Source organism: Duffyella sp. Ts4 (assembly GCF_051851875.1).
Classification (GTDB): Bacteria; Pseudomonadota; Gammaproteobacteria; order Enterobacterales; family Enterobacteriaceae; genus Duffyella; species Duffyella gerundensis.
The window spans coordinates 382,429-401,182 of the sequence record NZ_JBLYPN010000001.1 but is presented as its reverse complement, the minus strand read 5'-3'; the positions used below and the strand labels follow the sequence as shown (position 1 = coordinate 401,182).

The 18,754-nt window shown below is 54.5% G+C and carries 22 protein-coding genes; 13 read left to right on the top strand and 9 right to left on the bottom strand.

All coding sequences use genetic code 11. The annotated features are described in order from the left end of the window. Positions 1 to 142 precede the first annotated feature (142 nt). Entirely contained in the window at positions 143 to 724 is a 582-nt protein-coding gene (locus tag ACJY2L_RS01930; protein WP_067431207.1) for a CoA pyrophosphatase, read from the bottom strand. Continuing rightward, positions 714 to 2,084, bottom strand: a complete 1,371-nt coding sequence (gene pabB, locus ACJY2L_RS01925; RefSeq protein WP_439212187.1) for an aminodeoxychorismate synthase component 1 — start codon at positions 2,082 to 2,084, stop codon at positions 714 to 716. Before pabB ends, ACJY2L_RS01930 begins: the two co-directional genes overlap by 11 nt. Positions 2,085 to 2,187: 103 nt before the next feature. On the opposite strand from pabB, the gene ACJY2L_RS01920 reads away from it, so the two are divergent. Then, positions 2,188 to 2,373 carry a YoaH family protein gene (locus tag ACJY2L_RS01920; RefSeq protein ID WP_067431201.1) on the top strand — a complete coding sequence of 62 codons (186 nt, stop codon included), beginning with the start codon at positions 2,188 to 2,190 and terminating at the stop codon, positions 2,371 to 2,373. 11 nt (positions 2,374 to 2,384) lie between these two features. Here the strand turns inward: ACJY2L_RS01920 and ACJY2L_RS01915 are convergent, their stop codons facing one another. Next, positions 2,385 to 2,729: a RidA family protein gene (locus ACJY2L_RS01915; RefSeq protein ID WP_439212186.1), complete on the bottom strand. Its 345-nt coding sequence runs from the start codon at positions 2,727 to 2,729 to the stop codon at positions 2,385 to 2,387. A 280-nt stretch (positions 2,730 to 3,009) separates the two neighbouring features. On the opposite strand from ACJY2L_RS01915, the gene ghoS reads away from it, so the two are divergent. Then, complete coding sequence (gene ghoS, locus ACJY2L_RS01910) at positions 3,010 to 3,297, top strand: type V toxin-antitoxin system endoribonuclease antitoxin GhoS (protein ID WP_439212185.1); 288 nt, start codon at positions 3,010 to 3,012, stop codon at positions 3,295 to 3,297. Positions 3,298 to 3,304: 7 nt separating this feature from the next. On the opposite strand, the gene ACJY2L_RS01905 is transcribed toward ghoS, so the two are convergent. Beyond that, complete coding sequence (locus ACJY2L_RS01905; RefSeq protein WP_439212184.1) at positions 3,305 to 3,565, bottom strand: hypothetical protein; 261 nt, start codon at positions 3,563 to 3,565, stop codon at positions 3,305 to 3,307. Between the two features lie 264 nt (positions 3,566 to 3,829). Here ACJY2L_RS01905 and ACJY2L_RS01900 point away from each other — a divergent pair, with 264 nt between their 5' ends. The 6 genes from ACJY2L_RS01900 (at position 3,830) to rnd (ending at position 10,559) form a co-directional block, all read left to right on the top strand. Then, positions 3,830 to 3,997 (top strand): hypothetical protein, encoded by a 168-nt coding sequence (locus tag ACJY2L_RS01900; RefSeq protein WP_173645369.1) that lies wholly within the window; start codon positions 3,830 to 3,832, stop codon positions 3,995 to 3,997. 88 nt (positions 3,998 to 4,085) lie between these two features. Continuing rightward, entirely contained in the window at positions 4,086 to 5,996 is a 1,911-nt protein-coding gene (locus ACJY2L_RS01895) for an ATP-dependent DNA helicase (RefSeq protein WP_067431192.1), read from the top strand. A 60-nt stretch (positions 5,997 to 6,056) separates the two neighbouring features. After that, entirely contained in the window at positions 6,057 to 6,758 is a 702-nt protein-coding gene (gene tsaB, locus ACJY2L_RS01890; protein ID WP_067431189.1) for a tRNA (adenosine(37)-N6)-threonylcarbamoyltransferase complex dimerization subunit type 1 TsaB, read from the top strand. A gap of 85 nt (positions 6,759 to 6,843) precedes the next feature. After that, complete coding sequence (locus ACJY2L_RS01885; RefSeq protein WP_439212183.1) at positions 6,844 to 7,437, top strand: Slp family lipoprotein; 594 nt, start codon at positions 6,844 to 6,846, stop codon at positions 7,435 to 7,437. Positions 7,438 to 7,652: 215 nt separating this feature from the next. Continuing rightward, a complete protein-coding gene (gene fadD / locus ACJY2L_RS01880) occupies positions 7,653 to 9,332 on the top strand; it encodes a long-chain-fatty-acid--CoA ligase FadD (protein ID WP_439212653.1) in 1,680 nt (559 codons plus the stop codon). Between the two features lie 105 nt (positions 9,333 to 9,437). After that, on the top strand, positions 9,438 to 10,559 hold the full coding sequence (gene rnd / locus ACJY2L_RS01875; RefSeq protein ID WP_439212652.1) for a ribonuclease D: 1,122 nt from the start codon (positions 9,438 to 9,440) through the stop codon (positions 10,557 to 10,559). Between the two features lie 54 nt (positions 10,560 to 10,613). Here the strand turns inward: rnd and minE are convergent, their stop codons facing one another. Genes minE through minC form a run of 3 tightly spaced genes read right to left on the bottom strand, consistent with a single transcriptional unit; the run spans position 10,614 to position 12,428 of the window. Beyond that, positions 10,614 to 10,886 (bottom strand): cell division topological specificity factor MinE, encoded by a 273-nt coding sequence (gene minE, locus ACJY2L_RS01870; RefSeq protein WP_067431181.1) that lies wholly within the window; start codon positions 10,884 to 10,886, stop codon positions 10,614 to 10,616. Positions 10,887 to 10,889: 3 nt separating this feature from the next. Then, positions 10,890 to 11,702: a septum site-determining protein MinD gene (minD, locus tag ACJY2L_RS01865; RefSeq protein ID WP_067431178.1), complete on the bottom strand. Its 813-nt coding sequence runs from the start codon at positions 11,700 to 11,702 to the stop codon at positions 10,890 to 10,892. Positions 11,703 to 11,735: 33 nt separating this feature from the next. Further along, positions 11,736 to 12,428 (bottom strand): septum site-determining protein MinC, encoded by a 693-nt coding sequence (gene minC / locus ACJY2L_RS01860; RefSeq protein ID WP_187486054.1) that lies wholly within the window; start codon positions 12,426 to 12,428, stop codon positions 11,736 to 11,738. Positions 12,429 to 12,587: 159 nt separating this feature from the next. Here minC and ACJY2L_RS01855 point away from each other — a divergent pair, with 159 nt between their 5' ends. The 4 genes from ACJY2L_RS01855 to ACJY2L_RS01840 all read left to right on the top strand — a co-directional run bounded on the left by ACJY2L_RS01855 (position 12,588) and on the right by ACJY2L_RS01840 (position 15,200). Next, a complete protein-coding gene (locus tag ACJY2L_RS01855; RefSeq protein WP_067431172.1) occupies positions 12,588 to 12,863 on the top strand; it encodes a YcgL domain-containing protein in 276 nt (91 codons plus the stop codon). An 88-nt stretch (positions 12,864 to 12,951) separates the two neighbouring features. Beyond that, the gene (locus tag ACJY2L_RS01850) at positions 12,952 to 13,977 is read left to right on the top strand and encodes a lytic murein transglycosylase (protein WP_439212182.1); all 1,026 of its coding nucleotides are present in this window, start codon (positions 12,952 to 12,954) and stop codon (positions 13,975 to 13,977) included. Between the two features lie 51 nt (positions 13,978 to 14,028). Then, positions 14,029 to 14,688 (top strand): fumarylacetoacetate hydrolase family protein, encoded by a 660-nt coding sequence (locus tag ACJY2L_RS01845; protein WP_439212181.1) that lies wholly within the window; start codon positions 14,029 to 14,031, stop codon positions 14,686 to 14,688. Positions 14,689 to 14,750: 62 nt separating this feature from the next. Then, the gene (locus tag ACJY2L_RS01840; protein WP_187486052.1) at positions 14,751 to 15,200 is read left to right on the top strand and encodes a YcgN family cysteine cluster protein; all 450 of its coding nucleotides are present in this window, start codon (positions 14,751 to 14,753) and stop codon (positions 15,198 to 15,200) included. A 39-nt stretch (positions 15,201 to 15,239) separates the two neighbouring features. Here the strand turns inward: ACJY2L_RS01840 and dsbB are convergent, their stop codons facing one another. Next, positions 15,240 to 15,770, bottom strand: a complete 531-nt coding sequence (gene dsbB, locus ACJY2L_RS01835; RefSeq protein ID WP_439212180.1) for a disulfide bond formation protein DsbB — start codon at positions 15,768 to 15,770, stop codon at positions 15,240 to 15,242. 298 nt (positions 15,771 to 16,068) lie between these two features. Between dsbB and fadR the strand changes: the two genes are divergently transcribed. Continuing rightward, positions 16,069 to 16,788, top strand: coding sequence for a fatty acid metabolism transcriptional regulator FadR (gene fadR, locus ACJY2L_RS01830; protein ID WP_067431165.1), 720 nt, complete (start codon positions 16,069 to 16,071; stop codon positions 16,786 to 16,788). A 48-nt stretch (positions 16,789 to 16,836) separates the two neighbouring features. Here the strand turns inward: fadR and ACJY2L_RS01825 are convergent, their stop codons facing one another. Next, positions 16,837 to 18,372, bottom strand: a complete 1,536-nt coding sequence (locus ACJY2L_RS01825) for a SpoVR family protein (protein WP_067431163.1) — start codon at positions 18,370 to 18,372, stop codon at positions 16,837 to 16,839. Positions 18,373 to 18,754: the final 382 nt, after the last annotated feature.

Genomic DNA, 18,754 nt, shown 5'->3' with positions numbered 1-18,754 from the left:
GCTGGTTATCGGCGTAATAGTAAACGTCAATGGGGCAGGAAATGGCGATTTTCACATGAAAAATAGTAATGCTTTTCCACAGAAAAAGTTATGGCTCACCAGCATGGGACGTGCCGGTGACAAGCGAAATTGATTAATCAGACTATTCCGGCACGTCGGGGTAAAGCTGCAGGCTGAGCTCGCGAATAATGCCTGCGGTCATTCCCCAGATAAAGTAGTCATCATACCAGGAAAGCCAGACCGGCAAGCGTCTGCCCTGACGGTGAACGCTGAGTTCACTGTAGCGCGAAACGCGCAGCGCTTCCTGTAGCGGCATCTCAAACAGCGATTCCACCTCCGCCGGATTCATGCGGTAATCAATCGCGGGTGGGATCAGGCCGACCACCGGCGTGACCTGAAAACCGGTGCTGCTGGTGACCGGCGGCAGCGTGCCCAGTACCCTGACCCGATCCGGCGGGATCGCCACTTCTTCCATCGCTTCGCGCAGGGCAGTAGCAATCAGCGACGCATCTTCCGCATCCTGCATGCCGCCGGGAAAAGCGACCTGGCCAGCGTGTTTACGCAGGGTGCGGGCGCGGCGGGTCAACAGCAGGCGAGGCTCAGCCGCTGCCACGATCGGCACCAGCACCGCCGCATGGCGCGTCGGCAGCTCAGCGGTTTTTACCGCCGGCGGATGCAGCAGAAAACGGGTTAAAAAGTTATCCAGCGTCAGGTTATTCTGCATCGTCAGCCTCCTGCGGCAGGCAGGGTAAAATGCGCTTCAGCTTGTGCAGCGTCTCGGCATATTCCGCGTCAACGTCGCTATCGGCCACAATGCCACCGCCCGCGGCACAAAACAGCTGACCCTGTTCGGCTATCAGAGTGCGAATGGTAATGCTGGTATCCATGCGTCCACAAAAACTGATGTAGCCAATGCTGCCGCACCAGGCGTTACGCCGCTGTGGCTCAAGCTCTTCGATAATTTGCATTGCCCGTACCTTGGGCGCGCCGGTGATTGAACCGCCAGGAAAACAGGCACGCAACAGATCGGTCGCCTGTAGCGGCGGTTTCAGTCGAGCACGCACCGTGCTGACCAGATGGTGCACCGCGGGAAAAGGCTCCACCACAAACAGTTCTGGCACCGATACGCTGCCGGGCGCGGCGACGCGGCCAATGTCGTTGCGCAGCAGATCGACAATCATCAGGTTCTCAGCGCGATCTTTTTCTGAAGCGGCCAGCTTCAGCGCCTGCAGCCGGTCGGTGGCTTCATCATCTAACCGCGGCAGCGTGCCTTTAATCGGCCGGGTTTCCACTACGTCGCCATGTAGCGAAAGAAAGCGTTCCGGCGATAAGCTGAGAATGGTGCTCGTCGGCAGGCGCAGAAAGGCGCTGAACGGCGCACGGTTCTGCGCATTAAGCAGACAAAAAGCGTGCCATTCGTCGCCGCGATAGGACGCCTGAAAGCGCTGTGCCAGATTGACCTGATAGCAGTCGCCCGCCAGCAGATAGCGCTGCACCGCCGCAAAGCGCTGACGATATTCCTCCTGTGACATATTCGACTGCCAGCGGCGGGTAAGGGTAAACGGCGCGGCGGCACGCGGCACCAGCCGTTGCAGCCAGTTTACCCGCTCACCGTCATCTGCCTGCGTGACGAGGGTCAGCTTGCGCAGATGATGATCGGCGATCAGCGCCCAGTCATAAATGCCTACCGCCATATCGGGCGTACGCAAATCATCTTGTGCCTGGCTGGCGATCTGTTCGTAGCGACGGCCCAAATCGTAGCCAAACAGCCCCAGCGCGCCGCCATGAAAAGGAATGTCGGGATGGGCGGGCGTGCTGAGGTTAAATGCCAGCAGCGCGTCCTGCAGTAAAGTTAAGGGATCGTCCTCTGTGAGCCTGACGCCGTTATCGTCAGTGATTTCGGTGAGGGCTCCCTGGGTCACCAGCCGAACACGCGGCTCACAGACCATGATATCAAAGCGATTATCAGCGTGATCCGCCTGACCGGAGCTGAGCAGCATCGCCCACGGGCAATCGGCCACCGCAGAGAACAGCGAGGTCAGCGAATCGGGTTGATAATCAAGCGAGGTGTAGACGGGCGGCATAGTTATTAACCGTTCATTTCTCTGGGCAGTTAGCCTGCCACAATAATTTACTGGTAGCATCTCGCTTTAGCGTAGAATCGCGTGATACCCACAGGAGAGCAAAATGATTACTGGATTACCTGCGTTATCTTACGATCAGCAGCAAGAAGCGGTCGATCGTATCCATAAACTGATGTCCGAAGGCATGAGCAGCGGCGAGGCGATTGCGCTGGTGGCGCAAGAGATTCGTGAAACCCACACCGGCGGGCATATTACCGCGCGTTTTGAAGATGAAGACGACGAGGAATAAGCCCGCTTCGCTTACAGCGCGGCAACCACTTTGATTTCCACCCGATATTTGGGATTCATCAACCCCGCCTGAACCGTGCAGCGCACTGGCGCATTGCCGGGAGAAACCCAGGCATCCCATGCGCGGTTCATTGCAGCGAAATCCTCTTTATTGACCAGAAAGATGGTCGCATCGAGAATGCGGCTTTTATCCGATCCCACTCGCGTCAGCAACGCATCAATCACCGCAAGGGCATTGGCGGTTTGCGCTTCGGCATCGTCATCAAGGTTTTCAGGCACGCTGGTATAATATACCGTGTCATTATGAATCACGGCTTCCGACATGCGATGTTCCGGGTCAATGCGTTTAATGGTCATCTGTTTTACTCCTGAGAAACATGGCGCCCAAGCCTGCCACAAAAGTGCAACCGCGGCTATCCTGCGGTGCTACCCGCGTTAAAACCCCATAAAGTACCGATTTTATTTTCAGCTGCCTGTTGCTGCAGAATAATGACTATTTTCAATGGATTACCTAAATTCTTCAGTGAAGTTCACCGCTGGAAATGAGGTAATTGCACTTTTTTTGCAGTGTCAGCAGGCAAAAAACACAAACTTAAGTAAACTTAAATTTTGAGGTCACCGTATCAGGATTACAGTTATGGGTAGCTATATTGTCCGCATTGAATTACGTAACGCGCCGCCAGCCGCTTATGCCCGGCTGCGGGATGAGATGAAACAGCATGGCTTTCTGCGCACGCTGATGTGTAAAGGAGGCATCAACTATCGCCTTCCCAGCGATGAGTTTGCCTACGTCGGCACCGAATATCGCCAGGAGATCATGCACAAGGTATTCGCACTGGCCGAACGCATCAGCGCCAATCCTGCGGTGCTGGTGACTGAATCGCTGGGGCGATACTGGCGAGGGCTGGAAGCGATTGAAGGGTAATCGGCCACTACACTTTTGCCCGTGGACGAACAACGTAAATTGCCACGCCCGGTAAACAGAGCGCGCCAGCGGTCGCCGTATCGCGCAGGGAAGGCGCATTAACCGCTTTTTCAATACGACAGCAGGACCTGGCGTATCCCGCTGCAGTTTTTTCCGCATGTCGCGCTTTCTCATGCCGTTTTGCGGTGAGGCCGGCAGCCCGTCGTCGCGCATGACGACGGGCCTTCGCCGTTTCGCGGCTAACCCTGCCGTAAAGAATAATCGTCATACGTCTTCACTCGTAAAAGCCCGGCACGCCTGCTAACACGCAGCCAACAGGTTAATTTATGCTCATCTTTATACTGTATTTATATACAGTATTTCAACCAGTTTTGCTTGTTCCTGCTCCCTTTCTGTTAAATCATCGTCTGCTCTCGCAACGCCAACACTGAAACCCACCGCCATGACGGCGTAAGCTAAGGCGAGAGCGGGTGAAAAATGGTATAAAAGCCGCTCTAAAAAAAGCACGGTTTACGAGGACTGAACGCAAAAAATGGCGAATCAACAATATCTTTTTTGGGTCATGGCGGGCGCACTGACGCTCTTGATCACCTTTGTTTCGGTGATGGTGGGTAAATCACAAACCCCGCGTAAAGGCGTCCTCACCTTTATCGGCCTTTTCGTTGTGCTGGCCCTGCTGACGCTTTACGTCATCTATTGAACCCGACATGTCCGCAAAAATGCGGTGAGTGCGTTGCCGGTCAGATACTGACATAATCACAGGTGTTTTCGCAGGGTTGAGAGGAAGTGTGGCAGACGATTTTGCAGCAGAAGGCCTGTTAGCGCAGGCGATTCCAGGTTTTAAACCGCGGGCGGCCCAGCGTGAAATGGCGCAGGCGGTCAGTGACATCATCAGCGATCGCGGTGAGCTGGTGGTGGAAGCGGGAACCGGCACCGGTAAAACCTATGCCTATCTGGCACCGGCCTTACGTTCGGGTAAAAAGGTGATCATCTCGACCGGCTCCAAAGCGTTGCAGGATCAGCTATACAGTCGCGATCTGCCGACCATCGCGCGCGCGCTGGATTTCAAAGGCCGACTGGCGCTGTTGAAAGGGCGCTCCAACTACCTTTGCCTGGAACGCATGGAACAGCAGTCGATGGCGGGCGGTGAGCTTCAGGCACAGGCGATGAGCGATCTGGTACACCTGCGCGGCTGGGCAAGCGAAACCGTTGATGGTGATATCAGTACCTGCGCCGCAGTGGCCGAAGACAGCACTATCTGGCCCTTAGTGACCAGCACCAACGACAACTGCCTCGGCAGTGATTGCCCGCTCTATAAAGAGTGCTTTGTGGTTAAAGCACGCCGCAAATCGATGGATGCCGACGTGGTGGTGGTGAATCACCACTTATTTCTGGCGGACATGGTAGTCAAAGACAGCGGGTTTGGAGAGCTGATCCCGGAAGCCGACGTGATGATCTTTGATGAAGCCCATCAGATCCCCGATATCGCCAGTCAGTATTTTGGTCAACAACTCTCCAGCCGCCAGCTGCTCGATCTGGCAAAAGACATCAATATCGCCTATCGCACTGAAATTCGGGATGTGCAGCAGCTGCAGAAGTCGGCCGATCGTCTTGCGCAGTGCGCACAGGACTTCCGTTTGCGCCTTGGCGATTCGAGCTTCCGTGGCAACCTGCGTGAACTGATGCAGGATAAAGAGGTTCAGCGCGCGTTTACGTTGCTGGACGATGCGCTGGAGCTCTGTTATGACGTGATCAAACTCTCGCTGGGACGCTCCGCACTGCTGGATGCCGCCTTTGACCGAGCCGCGCTCTATCGTGCACGCCTGAAACGGCTGCGGGATACCAGCCAGCCCGGCTTTAGCTACTGGTACGAATGTAACTCGCGCCACTTCATTCTGGCATTAACGCCGCTGTCGGTATCGGATCGTTTTCGCGAAGTGATGAACGATCGGCCTGCGGCGTGGATCTTCACCTCGGCAACGCTGGCGGTGAATGAAAATATGGATCACTTTATCGACCGGTTAGGGGTTAAAGGCGCGAAAACGCTGATCCTCTCCAGCCCGTTCGATTACACCCGTCAGGCGCTGCTGTGCGTGCCACGTAATCTGCCGTCGCCGAATCAGCCGGGCGGTGCACGCCAGCTGGCAATTATGCTGGCGCCGCTGATCGAAGCGAACAATGGCCGCTGCTTTTTTCTCTGTACCTCACATCAGGTGATGCGTGAGCTGGCGGCCCAGTTTCGCGCCATGCTGACGCTACCGGTGCTGTTGCAGGGAGAAACCAGCAAAGGACAGTTGCTCAAACAGTTCGTTGCCGCGGGCAATGCGCTGCTGGTGGCCACCAGCAGTTTTTGGGAAGGGGTTGACGTGCGCGGCGATGCGCTGTCGCTGGTGATTATCGACAAATTGCCGTTTACCTCGCCAGAAGATCCGCTGCTCAAAGCGCGCATGGAAGATTGCCGTCTGCGTGGCGGCGAGCCATTTGACGATGTGCAGCTGCCTGACGCGGTGATTACCCTGAAGCAGGGCGTTGGTCGCCTGATCCGTGACGTTGACGATCGTGGCGTGCTGGTGATTTGTGATAACCGGCTGGTCATGCGTCCGTACGGTGCGCTGTTTCTCAACAGCCTGCCGCCAACGCCACGTACGCGTGATATTGACCGCGCCGCCGCCTTTCTCCGTGAGCGCGAAGATCGGTAATTACTGGCGCGCTATGGTAAACTGCGCGCCGCAAAAAAGTCATTCCTGCCAGAGGTTAATATGTCTGCCCGAATTTTAGCCGTTGATACGGCAACGGAAGCCTGCTCGGTTGCCTTGTCCAACGGTGACACCGTTAATGCCCTGTTTGAAATCTGCCCGCGCGAGCACACGCAGCGCATTTTGCCCATGGTGCAGTCGGTGCTGCAGCAGCAGCAGGCCACTTTGCATACGCTGGATGCGCTGGCCTATGGCCGCGGACCCGGCAGCTTTACCGGCGTGCGCATCGGTATTGGCATCGCGCAGGGTCTGGCGCTGGGCGCCGATCTGCCGATGATTGGCGTCTCCACGCTGGCAACCATGGCGCAGGGCGCATGGCGTCTGGCCGGTGCAACCCGCGTGCTGGCTGCGATAGACGCGCGTATGGGCGAAGTCTATTGGGCGGAATACCAGCGCGATGAGCAGGGCAACTGGCTCGGTGAAGCGAGCGAAGCGGTGCTGACGCCCGCCGCAGCGCAGCAGCGCATGGCGGCGCTGAGCGGCGAATGGTCCACCGTGGGCACCGGCTGGCAGGCCTATCCTGAACTGGCGACGGGCCACGCTCTGCAACTGCGTTCTGCCGGTGTGGAACTGCCTGTCGCAGAAGATATGCTGCCGCTGGCGCAGGCCGCGCTACGAGCAAATCAGGCGGTTGCGGTGGAGCAGGCGGAGCCAACCTATCTGCGTAATACCGTCGCATGGAAAAAGTTACCTGGCCGCGAATAAGGCAGCAACTTAACGTTGGCGGCATAGTCTAATTGCTAAGATTGTACTATTCAGACAATGGTCAGATTTTCCACAGGAGATGGCGATGCGTTACGCGGTAATAGGGCAGCGCGCTGCTCTGATGTTGGCCACAGTGTTACTTGCAGGCTGTGTGACGGTCCCTGATGCAATTAAAGGTCATTCGGCCACGCCGCAGGATGATCTGGTGCGGGTAATGAATGCTCCGCAGCTCTACGTAGGTCAGGAGTCTCGTTTCGGCGGCAAAGTAGTCAAAGTCAGCAATCTCAATGGTAAAACCCGCCTGGAAATTGCCGCCCAGCCGTTGGATGAAGGTGCGCGTCCGACGTTAGGTGCCGCTTCTAACGGTCGCCTTTACGCCGACATCAACGGCTTTGTCGATCCGGTAGATGTTAACCAGCAGATGGTCACCGTGGTCGGCACCATTAAAGGCACTGAAAAAGGGCAGATTGGCGAGGCCAGCTACAACTATCTGGTTATTGATGTCAGTGGCTATCAGCGCTGGCGCGTCAGCCAGCAGGTCGTGATGCCACCGCAGTCGATGGATCCATGGATCTGGTATGGCCCGACGCGCCACCGGCACGGTTACTGGGGTCCAAACCCGTGGTACGGCTTTAATATGGGTGCACCGGCGCAGGTACAAACCTTTTTAACTGAATAAACCGGCTGTCCAGGATAAAATAGAAAACGGCCCGCTTGCAGCGATGTGAGCGGGCCTTTTTATTGGTGTTCTCATGGAATGAGAAAATTAGTGATGCGTCTCGCAAGCTGCAAACGGACATGAAGGCTCAACTGGTCTAATAAGTTAAAATATTGTTAACACTGAACCGGTTTGAGGCGGCGATGGCGATCAAAAACGAGTATCGAGGTGATGCGTTGAACAAAGTATGGCTTAACCGCTATCCAGCTGATGTACCGGCTGAAATTAATGCCGATCGCTATGAATCACTGGTCGGGCTGTTTGAAGCGGCGGTGAAACGCTATGGCGACCGGGCGGCCTTTATCAATATGGGTCAGCACATGAGCTTCAACCAGCTGGAGGAGCGCAGTCGTGCGTTTGCCGCCTGGTTACAGCAGGGGCTGGGTCTGAAAAAAGGCGATCGCGTGGCATTGATGATGCCGAACCTGCTGCAATATCCGGTGGCGCTGTTTGGCGTCTTACGCGCCGGGATGATCGTGGTTAACGTCAATCCGCTTTATACGCCGCGCGAGCTGAAGCATCAGCTGAACGACAGCGGCGCCAGCGCCATTGTCATCGTCTCAAACTTTGCGCATACGCTGGAAAAAGTGGTGGCAGAGACGGCGATTAAACAGGTAGTGCTGACCCGGCTGGGCGATCAGCTGTCGCCGGTAAAAGGCACGCTGGTCAACTTTGTCGTTAAATATGTCAAACGGCTGGTGCCAAAATATCATCTGCCTAACGCTATCTCCTTTCGCGACGTGCTGCAGCAGGGAAAAGCGCTGAGCTACAAACGGCCAGCGATGAGCAATGACGATCTGGCCTTTCTGCAATATACCGGCGGCACCACCGGCGTGGCCAAAGGCGCAATGCTGACCCACCGCAATATGCAGGCGAATCTGGAGCAGACAAAAGCGACCTACGGTTCGGTGCTCCGCGATGGCAAAGAGCTGGTGGTCACCGCACTGCCGCTGTATCACATCTTTGCGTTGACGGTAAACGGCCTGCTGTTTCTCGATCTCGGCGGCACCAACCTGCTGATTACCAACCCGCGCGACATTCCGGGCTTTGTGAAAGAGATGGCGAAATACCCCTTTACCGCCATTACCGGCGTTAACACCTTGTTCAACGCGCTGCTGAACGACAGCCATTTTCAGAAGCTCGATTTCTCCAGCCTGCGCCTTTCCGCCGGTGGCGGCATGTCGGTGCAGAAAGTGGTTGCCGAGCGTTGGGAAAAACTCACCGGTCACTATCTGCTTGAAGGCTACGGCCTGACCGAATGCGCGCCGCTGGTGTCGGTCAATCCTTACGATATTACCTGCCATAATGGCAGCATCGGCCTGCCGATTCCCTCTACCGACATTCGGGTCAGCGATGAGCAGGGCAATGAGGTCGCGCCGGGCGAACCCGGTGAGCTGTGCATTCGCGGGCCCCAGGTGATGCGCGGCTACTGGCAACATCCTGAAGCCACTGAAGAAGTGATGAAAAATGGATGGCTTCACAGCGGCGATATTGTTACCGTTGATCGTGAAGGGTTTATCCGCATCGTCGACCGCAAGAAAGATATGATTCTGGTCTCCGGATTTAACGTCTATCCCAACGAGATTGAAGATGTGCTGATGCAGCACAGCAAGGTACGGGAAGCCGCCGCGATTGGTGTGCCCAGCGACCTGTCGGGTGAAGCTGTGAAGGTGTGCGTAGTGAAGAAAGATCCGTCGCTGACCAAAGAAGAGTTGCTGGATCACTGCCGCCGCCAGTTAACCGGCTACAAAGTACCTAAAATCATTGAGTTCCGTGACGAACTGCCGAAAAGCAACGTCGGTAAAATTTTACGCCGTGAGCTGCGCGATGAAGCGTTGAAGAAAACCGCCTCTTAACGTTGTTGTTAACAACAGACGCATTACGCCGGTATCCTTACCGGCGTTTTTATTGAGATAATTTTAACGGTCCGCCGCTAAACGCGGACTGAGAGAGAAATGACATTGGATTATTTACTGATTGAGAATGACCAGTTGCTGGCTGAAGTGTGTGAAGCCGCTGGCCGCCACGACAGCGTGGCGCTGGATACAGAATTTGTGCGCACCCGCACCTATTATCCTCAGCTGGGGCTGATTCAGCTGTTTGATGGCGAACAGGTTAGCCTGATCGATCCACTTAAAATCACTGACTGGACACCGTTTGTCGCGCTGATGAGCAACAGAAGCATCACCAAGTTTCTGCATGCCGGCAGTGAAGATCTTGAAGTGTTCCTCAACCAGTTTCGCCAGCTGCCTGAACCTCTTATCGACACGCAAATTCTGGCAGCCTTCAGCGGTCGCGCGCTCTCCTGCGGCTTCGCCACCATGGTGGAATCTTTTACCGGCATTGCGCTGGATAAGAGCGAATCGCGCACCGACTGGCTGGCGCGTCCGCTGACCGAGAAGCAGTGTCAGTATGCCGCCGCCGACGTCTGGTATCTGCTGCCCATCGCGCATCAGCTGATGAAGGAAACCGAGGAAGCGGGCAATATGGCCGCGGCATTAAGCGAATGCGCGCTGCTCTGCCAGCGTCGTACCGATGTGCTGCAGCCGGAAGACGCCTGGCGGGAAATCACCAACGCCTGGCAGCTGCGCCCGCGTCAGCTGGCGGCGCTGCAGCGCCTGGCGGCATGGCGCCTGAAGGTCGCGCGCGAGAAAGACATGGCGGTTAATTTTGTCGTACGCGAAGAACACCTCTGGAAAGTGGCACGTTTTCTGCCCGGTTCACTGGGCGAACTGGACCATCTTGGCCTGGCAGGCAATGAGATTCGGTTTCATGGCAAAGCGATGCTTGCCTGTGTCGCGGAAGCGATGGCCGCTGACGAAAGCAGCCTGCCTGAGCCGCTGGCTAACCTGATCGATCATCCGCAATACAAAACGGCGTTCAAAGAGATTAAGGCGCTGATTAAGTCGGTATCGGAAGAGAGCGGATTTAGCCCGGAACTGCTGGCATCACGCAGGCAAATCAACCAGTTATTAAGCTGGCACTGGAAGCTGAAGCCGCAAAAACGCGAGCCAGAGCTGTTAGCAGGCTGGCGCGGTGAACTGCTGGCCGCACGCATCCAACACTTACTGAACGTGGAATAGACCCGTAAACATTCCCCTGCTCAACAGCAGGGGAACGCTATACGCGTTGGGTGATCATTTAGTGTCGGCTTCTTCCACTTCCGGCAGCGTCACGTTCAGCTCCAGAATTGAAATATCATCGCCTTTTTGATCCAGCTGCACGGTAACCATTTCCGGATCGATTTTCACATAACGGCAAATCACTTCCAGAATGTCACGCTTCAGCTGCGGCAGATAGTGGGGCTCACTGTCGCCCCTCCTGCGCTCAGCCACGATAATCTGCAGCCGTTCTTTAGCGATGTTTGCGGTGTTCTTCTTTCGGGATAAAAAGAAGTCAAGTAAGGCCATGGTTTATCCCCCGAACAGGCGTTTCAGGAAACCCTTCTTCTCTTCTTCAATGAAGCGGAAGGGGCGTTCTTCACCGAGCAAGCGATCAACGGTGTCGGAATAAGCTTTACCAGCGTCAGATTCGGTATCCAGAATGACCGGCTCACCCTGGTTAGAGGCGCGCAGTACCGACTGATCTTCCGGAATCACGCCAGCCAGTGGAATACGCAGAATTTCCAGCACGTCTTCCATGCTCAGCATGTCGCCGCGATTGACGCGTCCCGGATTGTAACGGGTCAACAGCAGATGCTCTTTTACCGGATCCTGGCTGTTTTCCGAACGGCGCGATTTTGAGGCGATAATGCCCAGAATGCGGTCGGAGTCGCGTACTGAGGAGACCTCAGGGTTGGTGGTAATGATCGCTTCATCGGCGAAGTAGAGCGCCATCAACGCACCGGTTTCGATGCCCGCTGGTGAGTCGCACACGATAAAATCGAAATCCATCGCGGCCAAGTCATTCAGCACTTTCTCAACCCCTTCACGGGTTAGTGCATCTTTATCACGGGTCTGTGACGCAGGCAGAATAAACAGTTTTTCCGTGCGCTTGTCTTTAATCAGCGCCTGATTCAGCGTGGCATCACCCTGAATAACGTTGACGAAGTCGTATACCACACGACGTTCGCAACCCATGATTAAATCGAGATTACGCAAACCGATATCAAAATCGATAACGACTGTTTTCTTACCTTTCTGCGCCAGACCGGTCGCGATGGCCGCGCTTGACGTGGTCTTGCCAACGCCCCCTTTGCCTGATGTAACAACAATAATGCGTGCCATATAGAGTGATTTCCTTAACGAAAGAAAAGGGGCCTAAAGTAAAGTCTTAATGGTAAGCACGCCGTCCTGTAAGCACAGGCGGGCGGCCTTACCGAAAAATTCAGCCGGCAGTTGATCCATAATCCAGTATTCACCGGCTATTGAGACCAGCTCCGCTGAGAGACTGGTGCAAAAAATCTGGCAATCGCGATCGCCGCTGGCACCGGCCAACGCACGGCCACGCATCGTGCCGTAAATATGAATGTTGCCATCAGCAACCAGTTCGGCACCGGCGCTGACGCTGCTGGTTACGATCAAATCCGCATTCCGCGCATAAATCTGCTGACCCGATCGCACTGGCGTATTAATGATGCGCGTTTTCGACGCTTCAGGCGCCTGGACAATCGGTTCTGGCAGTGCCTCAGCCTGAGGCTTTGATTCTTTACCTTCGGAGAGGACCGGAAGCCCGGCGCGGGTGATCATGCGTTTCAGCGCGTCATCTTTACAGCCGCTGACGCCGACGATGCGCAGCCCGGTGGCTGCTATCGCCTGCTGCATCTCTTTCCAGTTCACCGCGCCATTAAGGCTGGATACATTCAGCACCACAGGTGCATTTTTCAAAAAAGCCGGAGCCTGGTCGATCTTGTCCTGTAGCGCCTGACTAACCACCTCGGGCTGAGTGTGGTGTAAATGAATGACAGACAGCGTAAAACTGCTGCCCTTTAACTCGATTGGCGTTTGCGACATCTGTCCTGACTCAGTCCTGTTATGTCTTACCTGGTTAAATTATGCCTGATTTAATCAATGCTTAATCGCGGCGGGACATTATTCCGAAGTACTGCAAGCATGTTATAGTTACCGCTATATTCAGGCAAGCCACCATTCCCGTTAATTCGAGTAAAAAATATGTTTTGTGTGATCTACAGAAGCGCATTGCGCGACCAAACTTACCTTTATGTTGAAAAAAAAGACGATTTTTCGCGGGTGCCGGAAGCGCTGCTGAAGAGCTTTGGTAAGCCACAGTTATCTATGGTTTTAAACCTGGGCAAGCGGGAGAAGCTGGCGGGCGCGGATATTAAAAAAGTGCAGCAGGCTTTATTAGATCAGGGCTATTATTTACAAATACCGCCGCCGCCGGAAAGCCTGTTAAAGATGCATCTGGAAAATAGCGGTCAGGATTAATTCGGATTCATCTGTAAATATATACACCCCCTTGTCTTCCGCGACACAATATTTAATTTTGTAAGCGTCGTAATATAAGGAACTCAACATGAAACATCCTGCGCCAGGCATCATTTTGGGTGCGCTTTTGATGGCAGGATGCGTCGTGCCAGCGAGCCGCGCGGCTGCCCCGGATCAAGCGCAACAAACCTTGTCGCAACAGGGGCGCGACCCCGCCGAGTTTCCCGCCTTTGTAGAGTCGCTTAAAGCCAAAGCGCGCGCGCAGGGCATCAGCCAGCCCACTCTCGAGCGCGCCTTTGCCAGCGTGCATTTTGTCGATCGGGTGATCAAGGCTGATCAGCAGCAACCGGAACAGCAGATTACCCTTGATGACTATCTGCGCCGCGTTCTGCCTGACAGTAAAATTACACAGGCGAAAGCTGCCATGCAGGATCACCAGGCGGCTTTGCAACGTGTCAGCCAGCGTTATGGTGTGCCGCCACAGTACATCGTGGCGTTATGGGCGATGGAGAGCCAGTTTGGTCGTATTCAGGGTAAAGAAGATGTGATTTCTGCACTGGCAACGCTGGCGTTTGAAGGCCGCCGCGAGGCGTTTTTTACCCGTGAATTGCTGGCTGCACTGACCATCATCGAGCAAGGGCATCTGCCAGATCATGCGATGTCTGGCTCCTGGGCGGGCGCGATGGGGCAGAATCAGTTTATGCCCAGCTCCTTTCTCAACTACGGTGCGGACGGAGATGGCGACGGCAAAATCGATATCTGGAATAATCTCGACGATGTCTTTGCGTCCACTGCGAATTACCTGGCGAAAGAGGGGTGGCATCAGACGCAACGCTGGGGAGAAGAAGTGACGCTACCTGCTGAGTTTACCGCGTCACTGGCCGGTATTGAGACCCGCAAGGCAAAAAGCGTTGCCGAATGGCGTCGCCTCGGCGCGCAGGCGTCAGCGGGCGCGTCCTCAGCCGATACGCAGCGCGCATGGATTATTCTGCCCGATGACCTACAGGGACGCGCGTTTATGGTTTATGACAATTTTCGCACTATCATGCAGTGGAATCGGTCCTATTATTTTGCCATCAGCATTGGTCGTCTGGCCGATGCGATCTCGCCGTAAACAGAGGTTAGCTTCGGCTGGCATCATCACTCATTGAATGCAGAGGTTAGCATGTATCAGCATCGTAACTGGCAGGGCGCCTTATTAGATTATCCCGCAGGTAAAGTGGTGTGCGTGGGCAGCAATTACGCGAAACACATCAAAGAAATGGGCAGTGCAACGCCAACCGAGCCGGTGATTTTTATCAAGCCGGAAACCGCGCTGTGCGATCTGCGTCAGCCACTCTCGTTGCCCACCCAATTTGGCGAAGTGCATCATGAAGTGGAACTGGCGGTGCTGATTGGCGCGACGCTGAAGCAGGCATCTGAAGATCATGTGCTGAAGGCGATTGCGGGCTACGGTGTGGCGCTGGATTTAACCCTGCGTGACCTGCAGGCGATGCTGAAGAAAGCCGGGCAGCCGTGGGAAAAATCCAAAGCGTTCGATAACTCCTGCCCACTTTCCGGCTTTATTCCGGTTAACGCGTTTGCCGGCGATCCGCAAAACTGCGAGTTACAGCTGTCGGTCAATGGCGAGGTACGCCAGCACGGCAGCACCGCTGATATGATTCACACGATTTTGCCGCTGATTGCCTACATGAGTCACTATTTCACGCTGCGTGCGGGCGATGTTATTCTCACCGGCACGCCGGAAGGCGTTGGTCCGATGAGCTCGGGTGACAAGCTGGATATCTCGCTTAACGGCGAACGCATTTCTACTCGCGTGCTTTAAAAGGTTGCATCACAGCGTGCAACCTTATATAAGGTGCGGTTTTTCATTAGCGGACAATCATCATGACTGAGATTCCATTCTGGCAACAAAAAAGCCTTGAGCAGATGAGCGATGAGGAATGGGAATCCTTGTGTGATGGCTGCGGCCAGTGCTGTCTGAACAAACTGCAGGATGCTGATACCGACGAGATTTATTTCACTAATGTCGCCTGCAACCAGCTTAACATCAAAACCTGTCAGTGCCGTAACTATGAGCGCCGTTTTGAAATGGAAGAGGGTTGCATCAAACTGACGCGTGAAAATCTCACCACCTTCTCCTGGCTGCCGCCCAGCTGCGCTTATCGTCTGTTAGGCGAGGGCAAAGGCTTACCGCAGTGGCATCCGCTGCGGGCGGGCAATAAAGCCGCTATGCACAGCGCGCGCATTTCTGTCCGGCACATCGCCGTACGCGAAAGCCAGGTAAGAGACTGGGAAGAGCACATCATCAATCGTCCTGAATGGACCATTGAATAAGATAAAAGGGCCGCAGGGCCCTTTTTTATTGCTGCTGATTCAGCGGGAGAAGAGGTCGCGACGCTTCGGCTTGAAAGGCTGGGCCAGCGTGACCAGTACAGCGGCGATCAGGTAAAAGGCAAATACCACTATCATCCATTGCGGCATGCTCAGCGACAGAAAGGCCCAGCCGCGCTCGGCGCAGTCGCCGCTGGCCACAAACACCGAAGGCAACCATTTATCCAGCGGCAGCCAGGCCGGAAAGCGTGCGGCAAAATCGCAGGTGGTAAAGGGGTTAGGATGGAGCTGAATCATGGTGTGTTCATAAGAGAGACGAATACCCTGCCACGCGCTGTAGATCCAGATACCCAGCGCGATAAAACGCAGCGGCGTGCGCGGCGCAATTGCGCCAACAATCCCGGCGCCCATGACGCCAAACAGCGCGCAACGCTCATAAATGCACATCACGCAGGGCTTTAGCAGCATCACATGCTGGAAGTAAAGCGCAACCATTTCAAGCACAAACGCGGTAAAAGCCATTAACAGCCAGGCACCGCGCCCGCGAGAACACTGATTCAAATATCGCAACATACCTCTTCCCATACAGTGAAAATCGACACGGCAGTGTAAACCAAAAGCCAGGCGCTGCCAGCACGCGCGACCAGAAATCGCGGAAAAAAATGACTTAAATTAACTTATTAGGGGTTGTCAGGCACTTTTACGCAGGCAGCATCGATCGGGTAGACGCAGGCTTACCCCCGGAAAGCGATCGGGGCAGTATTTTCTGCTGCGAAATGGCCTAAATCCGCACGTAGTCTGTATCCGCGCCAGGCCGTCTGGTATGATGAGTCCATTACGCCGATTAATAAAGCAACGAGATTATTACGCTATGGTCATTAAGGCGCAGAGCCCTGCCGGGTTCGCTGAAGAGTATATTATTGAGAGCATCTGGAACAGCCGCTTTCCGCCCGGGTCCATTCTGCCCGCCGAACGTGAGCTGTCAGAATTAATTGGCGTGACGCGCACTACGCTGCGTGAAGTGTTGCAGCGTCTGGCGCGCGATGGCTGGTTGACCATTCAACATGGTAAACCGACGCAGGTTAATGATTTTTGGGAAACTTCCAGCCTGAATATTCTCGAAACGCTGGCGCGTCTGGATCACGATAGCGTGCCGCAGCTGATCGATAATCTGCTCTCTGTCCGCACCAATATTTCCTCGATTTTTATCCGTCGCGCCGTTGGACACCACCCGGAGAAGGCGAGGGAAGTGCTGCTTACCGCTGAACTGGCCGCTGACGAGGCGGATGCCTATACCCAACTCGATTACCGTATTTTCCGTGGGCTGGCTTACGCTTCCGGCAATCCTATTTATGGTCTGATTCTCAACGGCCTGAAAGGTTTGTACACCCGCGTGGGTCGCTACTATTTTTCCAATCCTGAAGCACGTCAGCTGGCACGCGATTTTTACCGCCATTTGCTGACGCTGTGTGAGAAAGGAGAAAAAGAGGCGGTGGTTGACGTGGTACGTGAATATGGCCGTCGCAGCGGAGAAATCTGGCACGGGATGCAAAAATCGATGCCCGCCGATTTGCCGCCCGCGCGGCGTTAATCAGCCAGAAAAAAGCCGGATTGCTCCGGCTTTTTTTATGGCGCTGATTCAGAGTGAAGCCGGGCGCGGCGGGCAGCGGTCGAGCAGCTCCACGCTACCATCTTCATTCTGTTGCTCAAGATAAACATCAAAGCCCCAGAGCCGGTTAACGTGTTTCAGCACTTCTCGGCGGCTCTTATCAAGCGGCGCGCGGCTTTGCGGCACATAGCTCAGGGTGAGTGACCGATCGCCACGCAAATCGACGTTATAGACCTGAATGTTTGGCTCAAGGTTGCTCAGATTATATTGCGCAGAAAGCTGCTGGCGAATCGCACGATAACCCGCTTCGTCGTGAATCGCCGCGATCTCCAGATAGTTATTGCGATCGTCATCCAGCACGCTAAACAGCCTGAAATCCCGCATCACTTTCGGTGAGAGAAACTGGCTGATAAAGCTCTCATCCTTAAACTCGCGCATGGCGAAGTGCAGCGTCTCCAGCCAGTCTTTGCCAGCAATATCCGGGAACCAGTAGCGATCTTCCTCAGTAGGGGATTCACAGATGCGCTTGATGTCCTGGAACATGGCAAAACCCAGCGCGTAAGGATTGATGCCGTTGTACCACTGGCTGTTGTAAGGCGGCTGATAGATAACGTTGGTATGGCTGTGCAGAAATTCCAGCATCGCCCGATCGGACAGCTTACCCTCATCATAAAGATGATTAAGAATGGTGTAGTGCCAGAAGGTCGCCCAGCCTTCGTTCATCACCTGCGTCTGTTTTTGCGGGTAGAAATATTGGCTGACCTTGCGCACGATACGCAGCACTTCACGCTGCCAGGATTCCAGCAGCGGGGCGTTTTTCTCCATAAAATAGAGTAAGTTCTCCTGCGGCTCAGATGGATAGCGCGCGGCGGAGACATGCACTTCCTCTTTTTCGCGGCGTGGCAGCGTGCGCCACAGCGTATTCACCTGACTCTGCAAATACTCTTCACGGCTCTTCTGCCGTGCCTTCTCTTCCTGTAGGGAGATCTTCGACGGGCGCTTGTAGCGATCGACACCATAGTTCATCAGCGCATGACAGGAATCGAGCAGCCGTTCCACTTCTTCAACGCCGTATCGCTCTTCGCATTCCGAGATGTAATTACGCGCAAACAGCAGATAATCGACAATCGAGCTGGCATCGGTCCAGCTGCGAAACAGATAGTTGTTTTTGAAGAACGAATTATGGCCGTAACAGGCGTGCGCCATCACCAGCGCCTGCATGGTGATAGTGTTCTCTTCCATCAGATAGGCGATACAGGGGTTCGAATTAATGACGATTTCATAAGCCAGGCCCTGCTGACCATGTTTATAGCGCTGTTCGGTTTCGATGAATTTTTTGCCAAACGACCAGTGGGTATAATTGATAGGCATGCCGACGCTGGAATAGGCATCCATCATCTGTTCGGAGGTAATGATTTCAATCTGATGCGGGTAGGTATCGAGCCGGTAGAGCTTGGCCACGCGGTCAATTTCAGCCAGATAATCGTCCAGCAGGTCGAATGTCCAGTCGGGTCCATCACTGAGTCGTTTGCTGTCCTTAATCGGATCGTCAAAGATAGTCGTCATAGCGCACCTCTGTTTTGCAAACCTGCCGCGCACCCTGATGGCATCACGACCAGTTCAGATTGTTCAAGGCTTCATCCTGAGAAAGACAGCCCAAATAAACTGAGCGAACACTTCAATGATAGATCACTGTGACCCATCCGAATCATGAACTCAACGGAAAAGTTTGAGGAAAAACAGGCTGTGAGCCAAATTAAGCCGGTTGCCTGAAGTATCTGTTGGGCTTTGGCTATTTATGAAGAATAAAGCTCTGTTTATAAGTGAAAGCGATGATGCGACTCTTTTCTGCTGCTGACTTCGTTTTTTGCCGCTGACAAACTCATAAGCCGCCATAAAACGCCTGTCCTGCGCACAATATTCTGTATTTCACCTTAGCGTCTGTTTT

What these genes read in the sequence shown, in the direction of transcription:
- ACJY2L_RS01850 (WP_439212182.1), top strand. Translation starts at nt 12,952, where the DNA reads ATGAAACATCCTGCGCCAGGCATCATTTTGGGTGCGCTTTTGATGGCA.
- tsaB (WP_067431189.1), top strand. Translation starts at nt 6,057, where the DNA reads ATGTCTGCCCGAATTTTAGCCGTTGATACGGCAACGGAAGCCTGCTCG.
- ACJY2L_RS01845 (WP_439212181.1), top strand. Translation starts at nt 14,029, where the DNA reads ATGTATCAGCATCGTAACTGGCAGGGCGCCTTATTAGATTATCCCGCA.
- minD (WP_067431178.1), bottom strand. Translation starts at nt 11,702, where the DNA reads ATGGCACGCATTATTGTTGTTACATCAGGCAAAGGGGGCGTTGGCAAG.
- minE (WP_067431181.1), bottom strand. Translation starts at nt 10,886, where the DNA reads ATGGCCTTACTTGACTTCTTTTTATCCCGAAAGAAGAACACCGCAAAC.
- ACJY2L_RS01825 (WP_067431163.1), bottom strand. Translation starts at nt 18,372, where the DNA reads ATGACGACTATCTTTGACGATCCGATTAAGGACAGCAAACGACTCAGT.
- fadR (WP_067431165.1), top strand. Translation starts at nt 16,069, where the DNA reads ATGGTCATTAAGGCGCAGAGCCCTGCCGGGTTCGCTGAAGAGTATATT.
- ACJY2L_RS01915 (WP_439212186.1), bottom strand. Translation starts at nt 2,729, where the DNA reads ATGACCATTAAACGCATTGACCCGGAACATCGCATGTCGGAAGCCGTG.
- ghoS (WP_439212185.1), top strand. Translation starts at nt 3,010, where the DNA reads ATGGGTAGCTATATTGTCCGCATTGAATTACGTAACGCGCCGCCAGCC.
- ACJY2L_RS01905 (WP_439212184.1), bottom strand. Translation starts at nt 3,565, where the DNA reads ATGACGATTATTCTTTACGGCAGGGTTAGCCGCGAAACGGCGAAGGCC.
- ACJY2L_RS01900 (WP_173645369.1), top strand. Translation starts at nt 3,830, where the DNA reads ATGGCGAATCAACAATATCTTTTTTGGGTCATGGCGGGCGCACTGACG.
- ACJY2L_RS01840 (WP_187486052.1), top strand. Translation starts at nt 14,751, where the DNA reads ATGACTGAGATTCCATTCTGGCAACAAAAAAGCCTTGAGCAGATGAGC.
- ACJY2L_RS01855 (WP_067431172.1), top strand. Translation starts at nt 12,588, where the DNA reads ATGTTTTGTGTGATCTACAGAAGCGCATTGCGCGACCAAACTTACCTT.
- ACJY2L_RS01885 (WP_439212183.1), top strand. Translation starts at nt 6,844, where the DNA reads ATGCGTTACGCGGTAATAGGGCAGCGCGCTGCTCTGATGTTGGCCACA.
- minC (WP_187486054.1), bottom strand. Translation starts at nt 12,428, where the DNA reads ATGTCGCAAACGCCAATCGAGTTAAAGGGCAGCAGTTTTACGCTGTCT.
- ACJY2L_RS01920 (WP_067431201.1), top strand. Translation starts at nt 2,188, where the DNA reads ATGATTACTGGATTACCTGCGTTATCTTACGATCAGCAGCAAGAAGCG.
- pabB (WP_439212187.1), bottom strand. Translation starts at nt 2,084, where the DNA reads ATGCCGCCCGTCTACACCTCGCTTGATTATCAACCCGATTCGCTGACC.
- ACJY2L_RS01930 (WP_067431207.1), bottom strand. Translation starts at nt 724, where the DNA reads ATGCAGAATAACCTGACGCTGGATAACTTTTTAACCCGTTTTCTGCTG.
- dsbB (WP_439212180.1), bottom strand. Translation starts at nt 15,770, where the DNA reads ATGTTGCGATATTTGAATCAGTGTTCTCGCGGGCGCGGTGCCTGGCTG.